Below are 18,656 nucleotides of genomic sequence, written 5' to 3'. Positions count from 1 at the left end.
GGGGCCGGTGGAACACCCGCCGGCCCCGGCATCCGACCGCCTTCTCGTCCGTCTCGAACCCCGGAGTTTCACCTCATGCCGCCTCAGCCCCCGATGCTCGCCGACGATCTCGCGCAGATCGCCGAACGGAGCCGCGCCCTCATCCTGTCGCTTCAGGATCCGGGAGGCGCCTACCCGGCGAGCCCGAACTTCTCCGCCTACCGCGGGTACTCCTGGCTGCGCGACGGGTCGTTCATCGCCGACGCGATGTCGGCGGCAGGGGAGACGGCATCCGCCTCGGCCTTCTTCGGCTGGTGCGCCCGCACGCTCATCGCGCGCGCTCCCGACATCCATCGCATCGTCGCCGCGGCAGACGCCGGAACGCCGGTCGCCGACCACGAGATGCTGCCCACCCGCTTCACGCTCGACGGCGCGGCGGGCGACACCGAGTGGTGGGACTTCCAGCTCGACGGCTACGGGCTGTGGCTCTGGGCCGCGCTGACCCACGCCGAACGGCACGACCTCGACGTCACGCCCTGGCGGCGGGCGATCGAGCTCACCGTCGACTACCTCATCGCCTCGTGGGACCGCCCCTGCTACGACTGGTGGGAGGAGCACGTCGAGGAGGTGCACGTGTCGACGCTGGGCAGCATCGAGGCGGGTCTGAGGGCGGCCGCCCGGTCGGAGCTGGTCGGCCCCGACCGTCGTCGCGCGGCTGCCGAGACCGCGGATGCCGCAGCGCGTCTCGTGCGCGACCGCGGCACGGTCGATGGTCACCTGGTGAAGTGGATCGGCTCGACCTCGGTTGATGCCTCGCTCGCGGCGCTCATCGCGCCGCTGCGGGTCGTGGCGGGCGATTCCGACCTCGGCCGCGCGACGCTCGCCGAACTGGAGCGCCAGCTCGTCGTCGACGGGGGCGCGCACCGCTTCACGACGGACACCTACTACGGCGGTGGCCAGTGGCCGCTCCTGAGTTGCTTCATCGGGCTTGCCCACCTCGACGCCGGCGATCCGGCGCGGGCCCGCGAGTTGCTCGCCTGGTCGGCGGGCACGGTTCGGGAGAGCGGGACGATGCCCGAGCAAGTCGACGATCACCTGATCGACCCAACGTTCGTCGCCGAGTGGGTGGAGCGGTGGGGGCCGTCGGCGGATCCATTGCTGTGGTCGCACGCGATGTTCCTGCGGCTCGCCGTCGAACTCGACGTGGTGACCCGATGATCCGGCACCGGCCGTTCGGTTCGGGACATCCCTACTCGGTCGACACCGAGCAGCGGTCGCCCGTTGATCCCGTGGCAGGTGAACCGCTCGTGCTCGGAGTGCGCGGCTCGGCATCCGTCACCTCGGTGAGACTCGAGTGGCAGCGCGACGGCGTCGCACAACCCGCGATCGACCTCGAACGGGTCGCTACGACCTCGCGCGGGCAGGTCGTCGACGGCGGGCATCTCGCCTCCGCGCAGGCTCGGCTCGCTCGGGCCGCGGGCGGTTGGCGCACCGAACTCGACGGGCTCCGACGGGGCGAGCGACTGCGCTACCGCTTCAGCGCTCCCGCCGAGAAGACCCGCTGGTTCGACGCGACCGTCAGCGGATGGACCGAGGGTGCGCCCGGTCTGCGCGAAGTGGGTCGGGAACGCGCCGTTCCGGGCTCGGCGTCGTCGCTCGAGGACGGCGTCGCGGTGCGCCGGGTGCGGTTCGCGATCCCGCTCGCACCGGGGGAGCGGGTCGCCGGGCTCGGGGAGCGCTTCGATCGCCTCGACCAGCGCGGCACCACCCTCGACTCGATGGTCTTCGAGCAGTACAAGAACCAGGGCGCCGAGCGGAAGACCTACCTGCCGATGCCCTTCGCCCACGTCGTCGGCGACTCCGGATGGGGCTTCCACGTGCGCACCTCGCGCCGGGTCTGGTTCGACGTCGGCGCCTCGACGCCCGACCAGTTCTGGGTCGAAGCCGAGACGGCACCCGACGGCATCCTCGAGATCGAGTTCTTCGACGGGTCGCCTCGCGAAGTGCTCGCCGCGTTCCTCGACCGGGTCGGTGCCGCCGAAGAGCTGCCGGCCTGGGTGTTCCGGCTGTGGGCGAGCGGCAACGAGTGGAACACCCAAGCCGAAGTCATCCGCCAGGCGGACGCGCACCGCGACCACGGCATCCCGGTCGGGTCGATCGTCATCGAGGCCTGGAGCGACGAGTCGACGTTCACGACCTGGCGCGACGCGACGTCCGCCGTCGCCGACGGGGCGCGGCCGAAGAAGCTCGCCGACTTCGACTTCCCCGCTGATGGCGCGTGGCCCGACCCGAAGGGGATGACCGACGAGCTGCACCGCCGCGACATCCGTGTGCACTTGTGGCAGATCCCGCTCATCAAGATGCGCCCGCATCCGAAGGGGCAGGTGGCCGAGGATGCCGCTGCCGCCATCCGGGATGACGTGCTGATCCGCGAACCCGCCCCCGACGGGTCGTTGCGCCCGTACCGCAATCGCGGCTGGTGGTTCCCGCTCGGGCTCATGCCCGACCTCACCGACGAACGCGCCGCGCGCTGGTGGACCGAGAAGCGCCGCTACCTCGTCGACGAGATCGGCATCGACGGCTTCAAGACCGACGGCGGCGAGCACGCCTGGGGCCGCGAACTCGTCTACCTCGACGGGCGCCACGGCGACGAGAAGAACAACACCTTCCCGGTGCATTACGCGAAGGCCTACGGAGACCTGCTGCGCCGCGCGGGCAAGGCCCCGGTGACCTTCAGCCGCGCCGGGTTCACCGGCAGCCAGGCGCACGGTGCATTCTGGGCGGGCGACGAGAACTCCACCTGGGATGCCTTCCGCTGGTCGCTGTTCGCGGGGCTCAACGCCGCCGCGTCCGGAATCGTCTATTGGGGCTGGGATCTCGCGGGATTCAGCGGCGACGTTCCGACACCGGAGTTGTACCTCCGGTCGGCGGCGGCGGCGACGTTCGTGCCGATCATGCAGTACCACTCCGAGTTCAACCACCACCGCACCCCGTCGCGCGACCGCACTCCGTGGAACATCGCCGAGCGCACGGGTGACGAGCGGGTCATCCCGGTGTTCCGCGCGTTCACCGAGCTGCGCGAGCGGCTCGTGCCGTACCTCGCCGAGGAGGCCGCGCGGGCGGTCGCGAGCCGGGAGCCGCTCATGCGCCCGCTGTTCTTCGACGCTCCCACCGATCCGCAGGTGTGGCAGCATCCGCTGCAGTGGATGCTCGGCGACGCCCTGCTCGTCGCGCCGGTCACCGTCGAGGGGGAGTCGACCGCGACCGCGTACCTGCCTCCGGGGGAATGGCGCGATGCGTTCACCGGTGAGCGGATCGACGGCGGCCGGGTCGTCGAGCGGGCGACTCCGATCGACGAGGCGCCGGTCTGGGTGCGCGAAGCCGACTGGCACCGGATGCGTGGCGTCTTCGGCCGCTGACGGGCGCGGTTCTAGGCTGAATGGATGCGCCCCGCCGGTCTCGCCCAACCGATCTTCGCGGGCATCGTCGCCGGGGTCACCGGGTTCGCATCGTCGTTCGCGCTGCTCATCGCGGGCCTGCGCAATGTCGGGGCGACCGACGACGAGGCGGCGTCGGGGCTGCTCGTGTTGTGCGTCGTTCCCGGCCTCGTCACTGTCGTATTGAGCGCCGTGTACCGCATCCCGATCTCGATCGTCTGGTCGACGCCAGCCGCGGCGCTGCTGCTCGCATCGGAGGGGAGCGCCGATTTCCGCAGCGCCGTCGGCGCGTTCCTGCTGTGCGGCGTACTGCTCGTGATCACCGGGCTGTGGCCGTGGCTCGCCCGCACGGTCACCCGCATCCCGAAGCCGATCGCGAGCGCGATGCTCGCCGGCATCCTCTTTCCCATCTGTCTCGCGCCGGTCACCGCGAGTGTGCAGGAACCGCTGCTCGCCCTCCCGATCGTGCTCACCTGGCTCGCGCTCGTGAGACTAGCCCCGCGGTTCGCGGTGCCGGCCGCGGTCGTCGTCACCGTGATCGTCGTGGTGCTCTCCAGCAGCGCCGTCGACCTGTCGGGGGCTCGGGGTTTCCCGGTCTTGGCTCCCGTGGTGCCGGGTCTGGACCCCGCGATCGTGTTCGGCCTCGGCATCCCGATCTACCTCGTCACGATGGCGGGGCAGAACGTCCCCGGCTTCGCGGTGCTGCGCACCTTCGGGTTCGAGCACCCGCCGGCCCGCGCGATCTTCGTCGCGACCGGTGCCGGCGGCCTCGTCGCCGCTCCGTTCGGCGGGGCGGGGCTCAACCTCGCCGCGATGACGGCGGCGATGGCGGCCGGACCCGACGCTCACCCCGACCGCGAGAAGCGGTGGGTTGCGGCGGTGTCGGCCGGTGGGTCGCTCGCGGTTCTCGGTTTGCTGTCGGGCGCCGCGACGGTGCTCGTCGCGGCGAGTCCGCCCATCCTCATCACGGCGGTCGCCGGGCTCGCCCTGCTCGGCGCGCTCGTGGCCGCGGTGACCGCGGCGCTCGAAGAGCCCGCCCACCGGCTTGTCGCAATCGTCACCTTCCTCGTCGCGGTCTCCGGCTTGTCGATCGCCGGCATCGGCTCGGCGTTCTGGGCGCTACTCGTCGGCGGGCTCGTGATGCTGTGGTTCCTGCCGTGGCCGCGCCGATCGACCTCGGCTACGACGTGAACAGCGCGCTGTAGGCGTTGAGTGCCTGCTGCCCGCCGAGGTGGGCGTACAGTACGTTCGACTCCTTCGGGATGTCGCCGCTCGTGACGAGGTCGATGAGTCCCGCCATCGACTTGCCCTCGTACACGGGATCGATGATCATCGCCTCGAGCCGCCCGGAGAGCTTGATGGCTTCGATGGTCGACTCGACCGGGATGCCGTAGAGATCCCCGGCCCACCCTTCGAGCACGGTGATCTCGTCGTCGCGCAGGTCGCGGTCGAGGCCGATGAGTTCGGCCGTGCGACGGGCGATGCGCGCCACCTGGTCGCGGGTCTCATCGATCTTGGCACTCGCATCGATGCCGATCACCCGGCGCGGGCGGTCCTGTCCGGCGAAGCCGGCGATCATGCCGGCGTGGGTTGAGCCGGTCACCGAGCAGACGATGATCGTGTCGAAGAAGATCCCGAGCTCCGCCTCCTGCTGGGCGACCTCCTCGGCCCAGTGCGCGAAGCCGAGGCCGCCCAGCCGGTGGTCGGAGGCCCCCGCGGGGATCGCGTAGGGGATGCCGCCGCGCTCCTCGACGTCGGCGATCGCCCTCTCCCACGAGGTCTTGAACCCGATGCCGAAGCCGGCCGGGTCGAGGCGCACCTCCGCCCCCATGATGCGGCTCAGCATGATGTTGCCGACGCGGTCGTTGAGCGGGTCGGGCCAGTCGACCCACTTCTCTTGTACGAGCACGGCCTTCATGCCGATCTTCGCGGCGACCGCGGCGACCTGCCGGGTGTGGTTCGACTGGTATCCGCCGATCGAGACGAGGGTGTCGGCGCCGGAGGCGATCGCATCGGGCACGAGGTACTCGAGCTTGCGCACCTTGTTGCCGCCGTAGGCGAGACCCGACGCGACGTCTTCGCGCTTGGCCCAGATGGTCGCGCCGCCGAGGTGGGCGGTCAATCGCTCGAGGGGATGGATCGGGCTCGGTCCGAAGGTGAGCGGGTAGCGCGGGAAGTCGCTGAGAGGCATGTCGTCCGTTCGGTGGGAGGCGGGTGGGTCAGTCGAGGTGGCCGTCGAGGGTGTGCCAGTTGGCGGCGCTCAGGCGCGCCGCTTCGGCGGCGTCGCCCCGTCGGCAGGCGTCGATGATCGCTCCGTGCTGAGCGACCGACTCGCGCGACGCGAGGGATGCGAAGCGGATGCGCTCGACGCGGCGCAGCAGCGGAGTCACCTGGGCGACGTGCGCGGCGAGCACCGCGTTGCCGGCGGCGGAGACGAGGATGCCGTGGAAGTCGTCGTCGGCCTCGAGCGCCGCGTCGACGTCGGCCGCTTCGAGCGTGACGGAGAATCGGCGGTTCGCCGCGTCGAGTGCGTCGAGGTGGGCGGGCTCGAGTCGACCGACCGCGGTCTGCGCCGCGAGGGCGTGCAGAGCCGCGGCCACGGCTTGAGCGTCTCGGGTGGCGTGCGCGTCGATCGGGGCGACGACGGTCGCGCTGCCGGCCTTCGCGATGACGAGGCCGCTCCGGCGGAGTTCCAGGATGGCTTCGCGGATGGGGGTGCGGCTGACGCCGAGCCACGACTCCAGTTCGGCATCCCTCAGGCGCTCGCCGGGCTCGAGCGTGCCGTCGACGATCGCGTCGCGCAGCCGTTCGAAGGCCGTCTCGCGCAGGAACGATCGCTCGACCGCAGGAGTCGCGGGAATCGGCATGCAATATATTGGACACTACTTAGGCGTCGCAGTCAAAACGGCAGCGGGACAGGCGGCGATGGTATCAGAGTGATACCATCGGGTCATGGCGATGACACTTCGACTCCCGGTCGATCTGGACCGCAAGCTTGAGGAGCTCGCGGAAATCCAGCACAGCTCCAAGCAGGCCGTCGTGCTCCGCGCGCTCGAAGACCATGTGGCGCGCGAGACGCGTCGCAGTCAGGTCATCGAGAGCCTCGACGAGACCTCCCGCGACTACGCCGAATTGATCACTCGACTCGAAGACGCGTGACCGTCTACCTCGAACCCGAGGATGCCCTCGCGGCCGCCGTGCACCTGGGCTTCCACATCCGCGACGAGGGGCTGCTGTTCTCAGCTCTCGCTCGACCGGCAGCGAGCGCGTTCGGAGTCGACGCCTACCCCGAACTCGAGCGCAAAGCCGCCGCGTTGCTGCATTCGCTGGCGCGCAACCATCCGCTCTTCGACGGCAACAAGCGCTTCGCCTGGTACCTGACGCTCGCGTTCTTGCGGCTCAACGAGCAGCGCGTCGTCATGCCGACCGACACCGCGTTCGACCTCGTGCTCGGCGTCGCCCGCGGCGACTTCGAACTGGATGCCGCCGCATCCGTCATTCGCGCGCATCTGGTGCCCCGGCGCTGACGAGTGCATCGATTTGCGTCGAGCGCAATTGGGTAATCGCGCGCGCTCGACGCAAATCGATGCAGTGGGCGGGGCCCGAGCTACGCGAGACCGCGGCGCTTGAGCAACGGCTCGATCACCGCGTCGCGGCCGCGGAAGTCGCGGTAGGCCTCCAGTGGATCCTTCGATCCGCCGACGCCGAGCAACAACTCCCGGAAGCGGTCGCCGTTGGAGCGCGTGAGGCCGCCGTTCTGCTTGAACCACTCGACGGTGTCGGCATCCAACACCTCGCTCCAGATGTAGGAGTAGTAGCCGGCGTCGTAGCCGCCCGAGAAGGTGTGGGCGAAGTAGGCGCTCGAATACCGGGTCGGAACGGCCGGGTTGTCGAGCCCGACCTTTGCGAGGGCCGCGGCTTCGAAGGAGGCGACGTCGGTGACGGCGGCGGCCTCAGCCGCTGAGAGTGTGTGCCACGCCTGGTCGAGCAGGGCGGCGGCCAGGTATTCGCTCGTCGCGTGGCCTTCGTTGAACGTTTCCGAGTCGCGGATGCGCTGCACGACTCCCGCATCGATCGGTTCGCCGGTCTCGTAATGGATCGCGTACTTCTCGAGGATCTCGGGCCAGAGCATCCACATCTCGTTCACCTGGCTGGGGAACTCGACGAAGTCGCGGAACACGTTCGTGCCCGCCAGCTTCGGGTAGGTGACCCGGGCGAAGAGCCCGTGCAGGGCGTGACCGAACTCGTGGAAGAAGGTGTTGACCTCGTCGAAGGTGAGCAGGGTCGGCTCGCCCGCCCCGGGCTTGGGCACGTTGAGGTTGTTGACGACGACGACGGGCTGGTCCAGCAGGGTGTTCTGCGAGATGAGCGGGTTCATCCAGGCGCCACCACGCTTCGAGTCGCGGGTGTAGAGGTCGAGCAGGTAGAGCCCGACGGGGGAGCCGTCGGCGTTGGCGACCTCGAAGATGCGCACGTCGGGGTGGTAACCCACGAGGTCGGTGCGCTCGGTGAAGGTGATGCCGTAGAGGGCGTTCGCAGCGCCGAAGATGCCGAGCTTCAGCACCCGCTCCGCCTCGAACCAGGGGCGCAGCGCCGCGGTGTCGACGTCGTACCTCTCCTGCCGCACCTTCTCGGTGTAGTACGCCCAGTCAGCGGCGGTGACCGGATGCCCGGCGAGCTTCTCGAGGTCGGCCTGCTCCGCCTTCGCGTTCTTCGCCGCGGCGGGCGCGAGCTTGCCCAGCATCGCGGCGACGGCATCCGGCGTGCCTGCGGTCTCGTCTTTCGTGACGTACGCCGCGTGGTTCTCGAAGCCGAGCAGCTCGGCGCGCTCGGCACGCAGCTTCACGATCTCGAGCACGATCTCGCGGTTGTCGTGCTCGCCGCCGTTCGAGCCGCGAGCACGGGATGCCGCCATGATCTTGGCGCGCACCTCGGGCTTGGTGAGGGCGGCGAGGAACGGATGCCCGGTCGGCAGCACGAGCGTCACGAGGTAGCCGTCCAGGCCACGCGCGGATGCCGCCTCGGCTGCCGCGGAGATCTCGCCGGCCTCGAGACCGTCGAGGTCGGCGACATCGGTGAAATGCACCGCGAGGTCGTTGGTGTCGGCGAGCAGGTTCTTCTCGAACTTCGTCGTCAGCGTGGCGAGTTGCTGGTTGAGCTCCTTGAGGCGGTCTTTCTGGGCGTCGTCGAGCCCGGCGCCGGCGAGGGTCATCTCGAGGTACCACCGCTCGACGAGGTAGCGATCCTCGGGAGTGAGTGCCTCTTGCTGGTCGAGCGTCTCGTACACGGTCTTGACCCGGCCGTAGAGGAACGAGTCGAGCAGGATGGCGTCTTGGTGCGCCGCGAGCTTGGGGGCGATCTTCTCTTCGAGGTCATTGGTGAAGTCGGTGGAGTCGGCCGACGACTTGTTGAAGAACACGTGGCTCACGCGCGACAGGGTCTGCCCGCTGGACTCGAGCGCCGGGAAGGTGTTCTCGAACATCGGGAAGTCGCGCTTGCGGGTGATCGCGGAGATCTCGGCGAGCTGCTCCGCCATGCCCTTCTCGAAGGCCTCCTCGTAGTGCTCGTCGGCGATGTCGGCAAACGGCGGCAACTGGTAGGGGAGGGTGCTCGGTTCGAGGAAGGGGTTGGTCATTGCTCAACCCTATGTCGCAGGCAGATGGATGCAAAGGTTTCGTTGCAAACAAGTGATTGCAAACAGGATGTTGCAAAGAAGTGCTTGCAAAGAACTCTTTGCAACGGTATCTTTGCAGCATGGTCAGCAAGAAGAAGGACGAGATCGTTCTCGAGATGGCAGCCCTCAAAGGGCTGGCGCACCCGCTGCGAGTCGCGATCATCGACGTGCTCTCGGCCTACGGCGCGGCCACGGCCAGCACTCTCGCCGAACGGCTCGGGGAGTCGAGTGGGGCCACCAGCTACCACCTGCGTCAGCTGGAGAAGCACGGCTTCGTGCGCGAAGACACCACACGCGGCAGCGGTCGCGAACGGTGGTGGGAGCGGGTGCCGCGCCCGATATCGCTCAACGCGACAGAACTCGGCCCGACGAGCGCTGACCGCGAGGCGAGCGATCTCGTCATGGCGGAGTGGCAGCGCAACCGCCAGAAGCGCCTCGCCGCGTTCCTGGCCCACGGCCTCGAGACGGTGGGCAAGGAGTGGATCGAGGTGAGCGGCGTCTCGACCGCCAATGTGCAACTCACGCTCGAACAGATGAATGACCTCACCGAAGAACTCGCAGCAGTGGTGGACAGCCACCTCGCGAAGTACCGCAATCAGAAAACGCCAGGCGCTCGCCCGGTGCAGATCCATGTGGACGTCTTCCCCATCATCGACGGTGTCGAACAGGGCGGCGATGTCAGTGGTTCCGCGAAGGATGAGCAGTGATGAACGAAGGGAAGGCGACCATGACGTACACGTTCATGGATACGCGACAGATCACCGGGGTCCCCGGGATCGCCGTCCGGCTCGGCCGGGCACTGGAGAATTGGGGCCGCAAGGTCTCACAGCCTGTCGACCGCGATGCTCAGCGTCGCGAGTACGAACGGCAGGCCGGCAACGAGGCGAGGATGCAGCATGTTGAGCGCCTCGTTCGCCACCTCGGATAGGGCGACAGCACACCAGCGGTGTCAGTCGAGCGGACTCTCGACTGTCACCGAGTCGCCGACCGGGTCATAGCGGAGGGTCGTCCCGTCATCGAGTTCCACGACGGGCCGGCCCTCCAGCCACGTCAGGGTCCAGCGCCATCCCGTGGTGTCGAGGCCCGCGAGGTCGATCTCGACGGCGGCGACCGCAGCCACCATTGCGGCGGGTAAGCGCGCCGGCGGTTCTGCGCCGATCTCCCACCGCGTGCCGAGTTGCATGGCTCCACGCTAACCTCCCGAGCATGGGTATGCAGACCTCCGCGCAGGTCGTGATCGCCAAGCCGGCCCCCGACGTGTTCCGCTGGCTCATCGAGCCCGAGAAGCTCACCTCCTGGGCGGGCGGCCCGGGGCTCATGCCCGCCGATCCGTCGGTGCTGCGTTCCGGGTTCGAGACCTCGGGGCCGGTCCCCGCGCTGGCCGGCGACGCGCACATGCGCATCGAGGACTTCAACCCGCCGCTCGGCTTCACCGTGACGATGACCTACGCGGGCGGCGATCCAGGCTGCGATGCATCACGCGATCGACCTCATGAACAGCCAGGTCGGCTCCGGGGCGTACGACGCGGTCGCCCAGCAGGGCATGCAGGCGGCTCTCGAGCAGTCGCTCGCGAAGCTCAAGTCCCTCGCCGAAGCGGCCTAATCCTCCGCCACCTCGCGCGCGACCAGCACTCGGTAGAAGTCGGCGGCAGCGTAGGCGTCAGCGGCATCCGCCTGCGGTTTGCCGCAGGCGTCCAGAGGCGCATAGACCGCGATCGTCTCGCCGCTATCGAGGTCGAGCCAGAGGATGAGCGGGTCCGCCTGATCCGCGTGGCACCCGTCCAGCGTCGGCGCCTCGTTGGGTGTGGCGTAGGCGGCGAGCAACCCCGCCGGGTCGCCGCGAAGGTCGTCGACGTACTGCACCCGGTTGAGCACGCCCTGCACGTCGTGGAAGTCGGCCGTGCAGCGATGCACCGCCACGACGTCGGCCGGATCCTCGTCGAAGTGCACCGTCGGCACGTCGGGGCAGGTGAGCTGCGCGTGCGGGTGGGTGATCGGGATGGGCGGGGTCGGGGCGGATGCCGGCGCCGAGCCGGGCGTGCAGCCGGCGAGGGCGAGGGCGAGGGCGGCCGTCGCGATCACGAGGAGCCGCATCCCGCCCACCCGGCTCACGCTCTGGTCTCGTAGGTGACCCAGGTGGTGCGCTTCGCGAGCCGGTCGTACACGCGCTGGGCGGTCGCATTGTCTTCGGCCGTGATCCAGCGCAGGGTTCCCGGGCCGGTCGCGCGCGAGAGGTCCTTGAGCCGATCGATCAGGGCGCTCGCCACTCCGGTGCCGCGGGCCCCCGGATCGGTGAAGAGGTCGTCGAGGTACCAGTCGCGCCCGGTGCCGAACGTGTCGGGATGCGAGCGGTAGTGCGCGATGCCGACGACCGCGCCACCGACCTCGGCAACGAGCGCGTCGACCCCGGAACCCTCGGTCGTCAGCAGGCCCCACACATGGTCGAGCTGGGCGTCGTCGAACGACGTCTCGTAGAAGACGCCGTACTCGCGGAACAACCGCCGCCAGGCATCGGCATCTCCGGACTGCACGGGCCGGACGTTGACGCTCATGAGGTCACCTCCGCGAGTTCGATCGAACGTACCTCGATCTCGTCTGCCTCGACCAGGTCGAGCTGGGCGATGCGGCCCACCGCCTTCAGGTCGTCGACGGCATCCGCGAGGATGGCCGGCCCGGCGAGCGTTGCGGTCAGCACTTCGGTCTTCTGCGACGCCTGGGCTTCGGTCTTCGCCCGGCGGATGCCGATGAGCGCCGCGCTGACGGCCGGCAGCAGGCCGCGTGGCGCCTCCGCCTCGAGGGTGGGCCACGCGGCGGTGTGCACCGAGCCGTCGTGGGTCCACGACCACACCTCCTCGGTGGCGAACGGGATGACGGGAGCGAACAGCCGCAGCATGATGTCGAGCGCGAGACGCAACGCGGCGACCGAGGAGGCGTCGCCGGAGTAGGCGCGTTCCTTCACGAGTTCGAGGTAGTCGTCGCAGAAGGTCCAGAAGAACTGCTCGGTCGCCTCCAGGGCGCGGGCGTGGTCGTACTCTTCGTACCCCTTCGTTGCGATGCGCACCACCTCGGCGAGTTCGGCGAGCATGTCGAGGTCGAGGGGGTTCGTGATCTCGACACGCGCCTCCGGCGCTACTCGATCACCGAGAGTGGCACGGCCCTCCGGGCCTACTCGACCGACGAGGGTGGAGGCGTCAAAACCGTAGACGAACTTGGCGGCGTTCAGCACCTTGATGGCGAGGCGCCGGCCGATCTTCATCTGCTTCGGGTTCTGCGGATCGAACGCCGCATCCGTGCCCAGCCGCGACGACGCTGCCCAGTAGCGCACGGCATCCGCCCCGTGCTCATCGAGGATCGCGCCGGGGGTGACGACGTTGCCCTTCGACTTCGACATCTTCTTGCGGTCGGGGTCGACGATGAAGCCCGAGATGCCCGCGTTGGTCCACGGGATGCTGCCGTGCTCGAGTTGGGCGCGCAGCACCGTCGAGAACAGCCAGGTGCGGATGATGTCTTGCCCCTGTGAGCGCAGCGAGTACGGGAAGACCAGCGCGAACAGTTCGGGGTCGCTCTCCCAGCCGCCGGCGATCTGCGGCGTCAGCGACGAGGTGGCCCAGGTGTCCATGATGTCGAGGTCGCCCTCGAAGCCGCCGGGCACGCCGCGCTGCGCCTCGGTGAACCCCGGGGGCACATCGGTCGAGGGGTCCACGGGAAGCGTCTCTTCGGCGGGCACGATGACCCGGCCGCGCTCGCCGTCGGCATCCAGGTGGTACCAGACGGGGATCGGCACCCCGAAGAAGCGCTGCCGCGAGATGAGCCAGTCGCCGGTGAGGCCGCCGACCCAGTTCTCGTAGCGCACCCGCATGAAGTCGGGGTGGAAGGCGATCGCGCGGCCGGCATCCAGCAGTCGTTCGCGCAGCTTCTCGTCGCGCGCGCCGTTGGTGATGTACCACTGGCGCGTCGACACGATCTCGAGCGGCTTGTCGCCCTTCTCGAAGAACTTCACCGCGTGGGTCGTCGGTTTCGGGTCGCCGATCAGGTCGCCCGATTCGCGCAGCAACTCGACGACGCGGGCCTTCGCGCTGAACACGGTCTTGCCCGCGAGTTCTGCGTAGGCGGCTCGTCCGGCGCCGCTGAACAGGTCGGATGCCGGCGCCTCCTCGAGGAACCGCCCGTCGCGACCCAACACGGTGCGGTTGGGCAGGTCGAGTTCACGCCACCAGACGACATCCGTCACGTCACCGAAGGTGCAGATCATCGCGATGCCGGTGCCCTTGTCTTTCTGGGCGAGGCGGTGGGCGACGATGGGCACCTCGACGCCGAAGATCGGGGTGGTCACCGTGGTGCCGAAGAGGTGCTGGTAACGCTCGTCGTCGGGATGCGCCACGAGGGCCACGCAAGCCGGTAGCAGTTCCGGGCGGGTGGTCGCGATCTCGATGCGCCCGCCGTCGGGTTGGTGGAAGGTCACCGCGTGGTACGCGGCGGGCTGCTCCTTGTCTTCGAGTTCGGCCTGCGCCACGGCGGTGCGGAAGGTGATGTCCCACAGCGTCGGGGCCTCGGCCTGGTACGCCTCGCCGCGGGCGAGGTTGCGCAGGAACGCGCGCTGCGCCACGATCTGCGCCTCGGCGCCGATCGTGCGGTAGGTGAGCGACCAGTCGACGCTCAGTCCCATCGCCCGCCAAAGGTCTTCGAACTGCTTCTCGTCTTCGATCGTCAGCCGTTCGCACAATTCGATGAAGTTGCGGCGCGAGATCGGCACCTGGTCGGCGGCCTTACTGCTTGAGTTGTCGCCACCCTCCATCGGCGGCACGTAGCCTTCGACGTACGGCAGGGTCGGGTCGCAGCGCACGCCGTAGTAGTTCTGCACCCGGCGCTCGGTCGGCAGGCCGTTGTCGTCCCAGCCCATCGGGTAGAAGATCTGTTTGCCGCGCATGCGCTGGAATCGCGCCGCGAGGTCCATGTGGGTGTACGAGAACACGTGCCCGATGTGGAGTGAGCCGGATGCTGTCGGGGGAGGGGTGTCGATACTGAAGACCCTGCCGGCGGCGAGAGCGGCGGCGCGATGGAACCGGTACGTGCCGGCCTGCTCCCAGTGGTCGGCCCACTTCGGCTCGAGCCCTTCGAGGGCGGGCTTCTCGGGGATGCCGGATTCGGCGGGAATGGCAGACGTCATGACGTGCTCCGGTTCGATATGCGCGGCACCGCGTCGATGAAAAGGTGCCTGATTGTGGTGCGTGCAGTTTACAGCCGGAGCTGCGGATGAGAGTGCTCTCATCCGAGTCCGCCGACGGTGCTCGCCGCCACCGCGTCATACTGGGCACATGGTCGGGGTCGGTCGCCGATGGAGGCTACCCCGCTGGAGTGTGCGGGCAAGGATTCTGGCGGCGATCCTTCTCGTGATGACCGTCGGGCTGGGGGTAACGGGAAGTGTGAGCTATCTCGTGCAGCGCGACCAGGTGGCGCGCGACATCGACGCCGAACTGCAGCGCCAGGTGGATGCCGCCCGCGGGGTCGTCGAGGCGGAGGCCGGCGAGGTGGAGACCGCCCACGAAGCCCTCGCCCGCATTCTCGCGGTGGTGCCCGCGCCACAGAACGGGTCGATCCTCGGGATCGTCGACGGTCGACCCGCTCTGGTGCCCGGCACTGCGGTGGCGTTCTCGCTCGAGGACTCGGCTCTCGTCACCCGGGTGGTGCGCGAGGTCGCCGACGGGTCGGCACGCATCGGCACCGCCGTGCTCGACGGAGCCGAGATCCGCTACGTCGCGGTTCCCGTGCTCGTCGACACCGCGCCCGACGTCGGCGTCTACCTGGTCGCGGTGGATGTCGGTCGCGAACTCGAGCCGACCAACCGGGCGTTCACGATCTTCACGGTTGTGGCGGGGGCGACCCTGTTCGCCGTCGCCCTCGCCGGGTGGCTCGTCGCCGGGCGGCTGCTGCGCCCGGTGCGTCGACTGCGTGAGACAGCCGACCGCATCACCGCCAGCGACGTGCGCGAGCGCATCCCGGTCGAGGGCAATGACGACATCTCGCGCCTCACCGAAACCGTCAACGAGATGCTCGACCGCCTCGACACCGCCCTGCGCAACCAGCGCGAGCTGCTCGACGACGTGCGTCACGAGCTGCGCACCCCGCTCACCGTGATCCGCGGGCACCTCGAACTCGTCGACGCCGCCGACCCCGCCGACGTTCGCGCCACCGTCGAACTCGCGATCGACGAACTGCAGCGCATGGCCGGCCTCGTCGACGGCCTGGCGACTCTCGCCGAGATGCGTGCGACCGTTCCCGACGTGCAAGACACCGACCTGGGCCAGCTGACCCGCGACATCGCAGCCCTCGCGAACGTGATTCCCGGACACTCCTGGAGCGCGACCGAGATCGGTGAGGGTACCGTGCCGATGGATCGCGCTCTCATCACCCAAGCGTGGCTGCAGCTCGCCGACAACGCGGCCAAGTACGCGCCCGCGGGCACGCCGATCGAGATCGGCAGCCGCATCGCCGACGGCAACGCCGAGCTGTGGGTGCGGGACTACGGCCCCGGCATCCGGCCCGGCCAGGAGCGCCGCATCTTCGAGCGGTTCGCGCGTTCGACCGACGGGTCGGCCCGGGGGTCCGGGCTGGGCCTGGCGATCGTCGAAGGGATCGCGCACGCGCATGGTGGCAACGCACGGGTGGAGTCGCCCGGCGACGGCGCACGGTTCGTGATCGACATTCCGACGGAAGGGGCCGCATGACGCATGTACTGATCGTCGAAGACGAGGAGCGCATCGTCTCGTTCGTGCATCGCGGCCTGACGGCGGCGGGGTATCTGGTGAGTTCGACGAGCTCCGGCCATGAGGCTCTTGAGATACTGCGCTCGGGCGACATCGACCTCGTGTTGCTCGATATCGGCCTGCCCGATATCAGCGGCCTCGAGGTGCTCGCCCGGTTGCGGGCCGACGGGTCGACAGTGCCCGTGATCGCGCTCACCGCCCGGGACAGCGCGCGCGACCTGGTCGCCGGACTCGACGGCGGCGCAGATGACTACATCCCGAAGCCGTTCACCTTCGACGAGCTGCTCGCCCGCATCCGCGCCCGCATCCGCGACCGCGAACGCGCGGTGCCGACGCGGCTCGAACACGATGGCCTCGTGCTCGACCTGCTCGAGCGGAAGGCCACGATCGGCGATCGCGACATCGAGCTATCAGCGCGTGAGTTCGCGCTCATCGAGGAGCTCCTGCGGCACGCGGGTCAGGTGCTCAGCAGGGAGCAGCTGTTGAGCCGGGTCTGGGGCTATGACTTCGATCCGGGGTCGAACGTCGTCGACGTCTACGTGCGGTACCTGCGCACGAAACTCGGCCCGGAACGCATCGAGACGGTGCGCGGCGCGGGGTACCGGCTGGTCTGACGCTACGGCTTGCCCGGCGAGTTGCCGTTGTTGCCGGGAGCGCCGGATTGCCCAGGGGCGTTGCCGCTGTTGCCGGGGCTCTCGGGAGGGCCACTCGGTTCGGGTTCCGGGTCGGGCTCGACCGTCTCTGCGGGCGCGGGGACGACGACGGTGGTGGACTCGCCCGTCGATCCGGTCCCGGGTTCCGGCGCGGCGGCGCCCGGGTTTTCAGGAGCAGGGTCGTCGCCTCCCGTCGGCGTCTCGGCGCTCGAGCCGGTGTCGGCGGGTTGACCCTCGGTCGTGATCGGGCCATCGGGGAGGATCGCGCCCGCGCGGTCGAGGGGGGCGAGCTGGCTCGCCAAAGCCGCGACCATGGCGACGGCGACGAACGTCGAGAGTGCCACGATCACTGCTGATGCGCGGGGGAGACGCATCCGTCCATCATCCTCCGCCGGCCGTCCGCGGTCGACCCCCCGGTTGGGGGAGTCGGTCAGCGGCACGGGGTTGTCAGCGGCACGGGGTTGATCAGCGGCACTGGGCTGGTCAGCGGCACTGGGTCGACATGGAGATGAGTTCGTCGGGCGGGCGCCCGTAGACCGACTCGCCGTTGCCATCGGCGGTGTAGCCCAACCCGATCGCCCAGGCGGTCGCCCATGGCTCCTCGCCGCCCGCCGCGAATTCCGAGTCGAAGAACAGGGTGTTGCAGTCGCTTCGGGCGAGCACGGCGTGGCCGACCTCGTGAATGGCGAGTGACTGCACTCCGATGCCGGGCCACAGGGTGGCGACGCTGTCCGAGAAGGTGATGGTGGCGTAGCCGCCGTCGGACGAGGACCAGTAGCTGGTGCCACCGTAGCTGCCCCCAGTGCCGTACCCGTTCACGGTGGGCGCCCAGTCGAAGTCGAGCAGCACGCCGCTGGAGTATGCGCGCGCGAACTCCTGTACCGCAAGTCGTCGGTCGAGCAGTGGCCCCGCCTTCTCGGCGATCTCTTCCGCGTGGGATGCCTCGAGCGCGTGCGCGGCGTCGAGGTAGCCGATCAGGTAGTCGGCGGTCTGATCGTCCTCGGCGAGGTCGAGGTCGGCGAGGGCGTAGCGGAACGCGATTCGCGGCTGGTTCTCGGCGTCGAAGTTCTCGGTGTCGACCGCATGCCCGGTCGCTGCGGCGAGCCCGGCGACGGCTTCGGTCGACCCGTACACGATGTCGTCATCGCCACGCGCATCGACGGTGACGATGCGGAGGTCGTCGGTGAGGTCGCGCACCGACTCGGTGTCGAGGGATGCGGGATCGATCCCCAGCATCTCGTCGGCCGATTCGAGCGTCTCGGCGGCGGCATCCCGGTCGCTACTCAGTGCGTCGAGGGCGCCGGCGTCGAGCAGCGGATCGGTCGCCAACGCGAGCACGTCATCGGCTTCCGCGACGGCGGTTTCGGATGCCGCAACGGCGTCGGCGAGGGCCCCTGCGGCGACCCGATGCTCGGCGATCGCGTCATTGCGGTCGATGACCGAGCTGACCACGAGCACACCGACGATCGTCAGGATGACGACGGCCAGAGCCCCGGCGATGAGCCCGATGAGCAGGGGACGACGCATCCCCTGATTTTAGCTGCGAGGGTTGCTCAGCCCTGCCAGTTGACGTCTTCGTAGACGACGCGCCGGCTGACGTGCTCGCCGTTCGGCCCGACCAGGGTGATGGTCACGTCGAGGTACTGGTCGTGGTTGCACGGAAAGAGGTGCTCGTCGGTCAGATCGTTCTGGGTTCCCGCATTCGCGTCCGGGAACTGCATGTAGTTGTCGTCTTTGGCGTCGTCGTCGCTCGGGGTGTACCAGGCTTCGACGGCGTTGACGGCGGTCCACGAGAAGGTGATCTCGGGCTTGTCCTGCTCACCCGTCGGGTCGCACTCGACGGTGAGGTCGGCCGAGAAGTTGGTGAACCGGGTCGAGTTATCGACCGGCGCCTGGGTCGCGTCGGGTTGCTCCTCGGCGGTCGCCATCGGCGTGGGCGACTCGCTCGCGGTGGTCGACGGGGTCGGCGTCTCGCCGGCGCTCGGCACGGCGCTGCCCCGCCCGATCAGCAGGAACACTACCGCGACGACCGTGAGCAGCAGCAGCCCCGCGACGATTCCCAGGATCAGGATGAGACGGTTTCGCCCGCCCGCCGTTGGGGTCGGCGCGCCGGGATCGGAGGTCGGAAGCGGAACCGTGCTCATCGTGA

At 69.2% G+C, this 18,656-nt stretch carries 20 protein-coding genes; 10 read left to right on the top strand and 10 right to left on the bottom strand.

Going from position 1 to position 18,656, the window contains the following annotated elements; genetic code table 11:
* Positions 1-75: 75 nt before the first annotated feature.
* The 3 genes from WBL06_RS09825 to WBL06_RS09815 are packed head-to-tail and all read left to right on the top strand — an operon-like array spanning position 76 to position 4,607.
* Positions 76-1,197 (top strand): glycoside hydrolase family 15 protein, encoded by a 1,122-nt coding sequence (locus WBL06_RS09825; protein ID WP_424455815.1) that lies wholly within the window; start codon positions 76-78, stop codon positions 1,195-1,197.
* Positions 1,194-3,398 carry a TIM-barrel domain-containing protein gene (locus tag WBL06_RS09820; RefSeq protein WP_424455814.1) on the top strand — a complete coding sequence of 735 codons (2,205 nt, stop codon included), beginning with the start codon at positions 1,194-1,196 and terminating at the stop codon, positions 3,396-3,398. Before WBL06_RS09825 ends, WBL06_RS09820 begins: the two co-directional genes overlap by 4 nt.
* Before the next feature lie 24 nt (positions 3,399-3,422).
* Positions 3,423-4,607 carry a benzoate/H(+) symporter BenE family transporter gene (locus WBL06_RS09815; RefSeq protein ID WP_424455813.1) on the top strand — a complete coding sequence of 395 codons (1,185 nt, stop codon included), beginning with the start codon at positions 3,423-3,425 and terminating at the stop codon, positions 4,605-4,607.
* Here the strand turns inward: WBL06_RS09815 and WBL06_RS09810 are convergent.
* Together WBL06_RS09810 and WBL06_RS09805 are read right to left on the bottom strand one after the other, a co-directional pair.
* The gene (locus WBL06_RS09810; RefSeq protein ID WP_424455812.1) at positions 4,597-5,607 is read right to left on the bottom strand and encodes a 1-aminocyclopropane-1-carboxylate deaminase; all 1,011 of its coding nucleotides are present in this window, start codon (positions 5,605-5,607) and stop codon (positions 4,597-4,599) included. The genes WBL06_RS09815 and WBL06_RS09810 overlap by 11 nt on opposite strands.
* A gap of 28 nt (positions 5,608-5,635) precedes the next feature.
* Complete coding sequence (locus WBL06_RS09805; protein ID WP_424455811.1) at positions 5,636-6,283, bottom strand: GntR family transcriptional regulator; 648 nt, start codon at positions 6,281-6,283, stop codon at positions 5,636-5,638.
* An 85-nt stretch (positions 6,284-6,368) separates the two neighbouring features.
* On the opposite strand from WBL06_RS09805, the gene WBL06_RS09800 reads away from it, so the two are divergent.
* Positions 6,369-6,575 carry a hypothetical protein gene (locus WBL06_RS09800; RefSeq protein WP_424455810.1) on the top strand — a complete coding sequence of 69 codons (207 nt, stop codon included), beginning with the start codon at positions 6,369-6,371 and terminating at the stop codon, positions 6,573-6,575.
* Positions 6,572-6,943, top strand: coding sequence for a type II toxin-antitoxin system death-on-curing family toxin (locus tag WBL06_RS09795; RefSeq protein WP_424455809.1), 372 nt, complete (start codon positions 6,572-6,574; stop codon positions 6,941-6,943). The genes WBL06_RS09800 and WBL06_RS09795 overlap by 4 nt, the downstream gene beginning before the upstream one ends.
* A gap of 80 nt (positions 6,944-7,023) precedes the next feature.
* Here the strand turns inward: WBL06_RS09795 and WBL06_RS09790 are convergent, their stop codons facing one another.
* Positions 7,024-9,051, bottom strand: a complete 2,028-nt coding sequence (locus WBL06_RS09790) for a M3 family metallopeptidase (protein WP_424455808.1) — start codon at positions 9,049-9,051, stop codon at positions 7,024-7,026.
* 119 nt (positions 9,052-9,170) lie between these two features.
* On the opposite strand from WBL06_RS09790, the gene WBL06_RS09785 reads away from it, so the two are divergent.
* On the top strand, positions 9,171-9,797 hold the full coding sequence (locus WBL06_RS09785) for an ArsR/SmtB family transcription factor (RefSeq protein ID WP_424455807.1): 627 nt from the start codon (positions 9,171-9,173) through the stop codon (positions 9,795-9,797).
* The gene (locus WBL06_RS09780) at positions 9,797-10,018 is read left to right on the top strand and encodes a hypothetical protein (protein WP_424455806.1); all 222 of its coding nucleotides are present in this window, start codon (positions 9,797-9,799) and stop codon (positions 10,016-10,018) included. The genes WBL06_RS09785 and WBL06_RS09780 overlap by 1 nt, the downstream gene beginning before the upstream one ends.
* Before the next feature lie 21 nt (positions 10,019-10,039).
* Here WBL06_RS09780 and WBL06_RS09775 read toward each other — a convergent pair whose 3' ends face one another.
* Positions 10,040-10,273: a hypothetical protein gene (locus WBL06_RS09775; RefSeq protein WP_424455805.1), complete on the bottom strand. Its 234-nt coding sequence runs from the start codon at positions 10,271-10,273 to the stop codon at positions 10,040-10,042.
* A gap of 288 nt (positions 10,274-10,561) precedes the next feature.
* Here WBL06_RS09775 and WBL06_RS09770 point away from each other — a divergent pair, with 288 nt between their 5' ends.
* Positions 10,562-10,693 (top strand): hypothetical protein, encoded by a 132-nt coding sequence (locus tag WBL06_RS09770; RefSeq protein WP_424455804.1) that lies wholly within the window; start codon positions 10,562-10,564, stop codon positions 10,691-10,693.
* On the opposite strand, the gene WBL06_RS09765 is transcribed toward WBL06_RS09770, so the two are convergent.
* The 3 genes from WBL06_RS09765 to valS are packed head-to-tail and all read right to left on the bottom strand — an operon-like array spanning position 10,690 to position 14,257.
* Positions 10,690-11,202, bottom strand: coding sequence for a hypothetical protein (locus WBL06_RS09765; RefSeq protein WP_424455803.1), 513 nt, complete (start codon positions 11,200-11,202; stop codon positions 10,690-10,692). The two genes, WBL06_RS09770 and WBL06_RS09765, sit on opposite strands and share 4 nt — an antisense overlap.
* A complete protein-coding gene (locus WBL06_RS09760) occupies positions 11,199-11,642 on the bottom strand; it encodes an N-acetyltransferase family protein (RefSeq protein WP_424455802.1) in 444 nt (147 codons plus the stop codon). The genes WBL06_RS09765 and WBL06_RS09760 overlap by 4 nt, the downstream gene beginning before the upstream one ends.
* Entirely contained in the window at positions 11,639-14,257 is a 2,619-nt protein-coding gene (valS, locus tag WBL06_RS09755) for a valine--tRNA ligase (RefSeq protein WP_424455801.1), read from the bottom strand. The genes WBL06_RS09760 and valS overlap by 4 nt, the downstream gene beginning before the upstream one ends.
* 226 nt (positions 14,258-14,483) lie before the next feature.
* Here valS and WBL06_RS09750 point away from each other — a divergent pair, with 226 nt between their 5' ends.
* Both WBL06_RS09750 and WBL06_RS09745 read left to right on the top strand, forming a co-directional pair.
* Positions 14,484-15,815: a sensor histidine kinase gene (locus WBL06_RS09750; protein WP_424455800.1), complete on the top strand. Its 1,332-nt coding sequence runs from the start codon at positions 14,484-14,486 to the stop codon at positions 15,813-15,815.
* Positions 15,812-16,468, top strand: a complete 657-nt coding sequence (locus WBL06_RS09745) for a response regulator transcription factor (protein WP_424455799.1) — start codon at positions 15,812-15,814, stop codon at positions 16,466-16,468. The genes WBL06_RS09750 and WBL06_RS09745 overlap by 4 nt, the downstream gene beginning before the upstream one ends.
* Positions 16,469-16,470: 2 nt before the next feature.
* Here the strand turns inward: WBL06_RS09745 and WBL06_RS09740 are convergent, their stop codons facing one another.
* The 3 genes from WBL06_RS09740 to WBL06_RS09730 form a co-directional block, all read right to left on the bottom strand.
* On the bottom strand, positions 16,471-16,881 hold the full coding sequence (locus WBL06_RS09740; protein WP_424455798.1) for a hypothetical protein: 411 nt from the start codon (positions 16,879-16,881) through the stop codon (positions 16,471-16,473).
* 109 nt (positions 16,882-16,990) lie between these two features.
* Positions 16,991-18,034 carry a hypothetical protein gene (locus WBL06_RS09735; RefSeq protein WP_424455797.1) on the bottom strand — a complete coding sequence of 348 codons (1,044 nt, stop codon included), beginning with the start codon at positions 18,032-18,034 and terminating at the stop codon, positions 16,991-16,993.
* Positions 18,035-18,060: 26 nt separating this feature from the next.
* Complete coding sequence (locus WBL06_RS09730; RefSeq protein WP_424455796.1) at positions 18,061-18,651, bottom strand: hypothetical protein; 591 nt, start codon at positions 18,649-18,651, stop codon at positions 18,061-18,063.
* Positions 18,652-18,656: the final 5 nt, after the last annotated feature.

It is taken from the genome of Pseudolysinimonas sp. (assembly GCF_049651805.1).
GTDB lineage: Bacteria > Actinomycetota > Actinomycetes > Actinomycetales > Microbacteriaceae > Pseudolysinimonas_A.
This window is presented reverse-complemented; position numbering and strand designations above follow the sequence as displayed.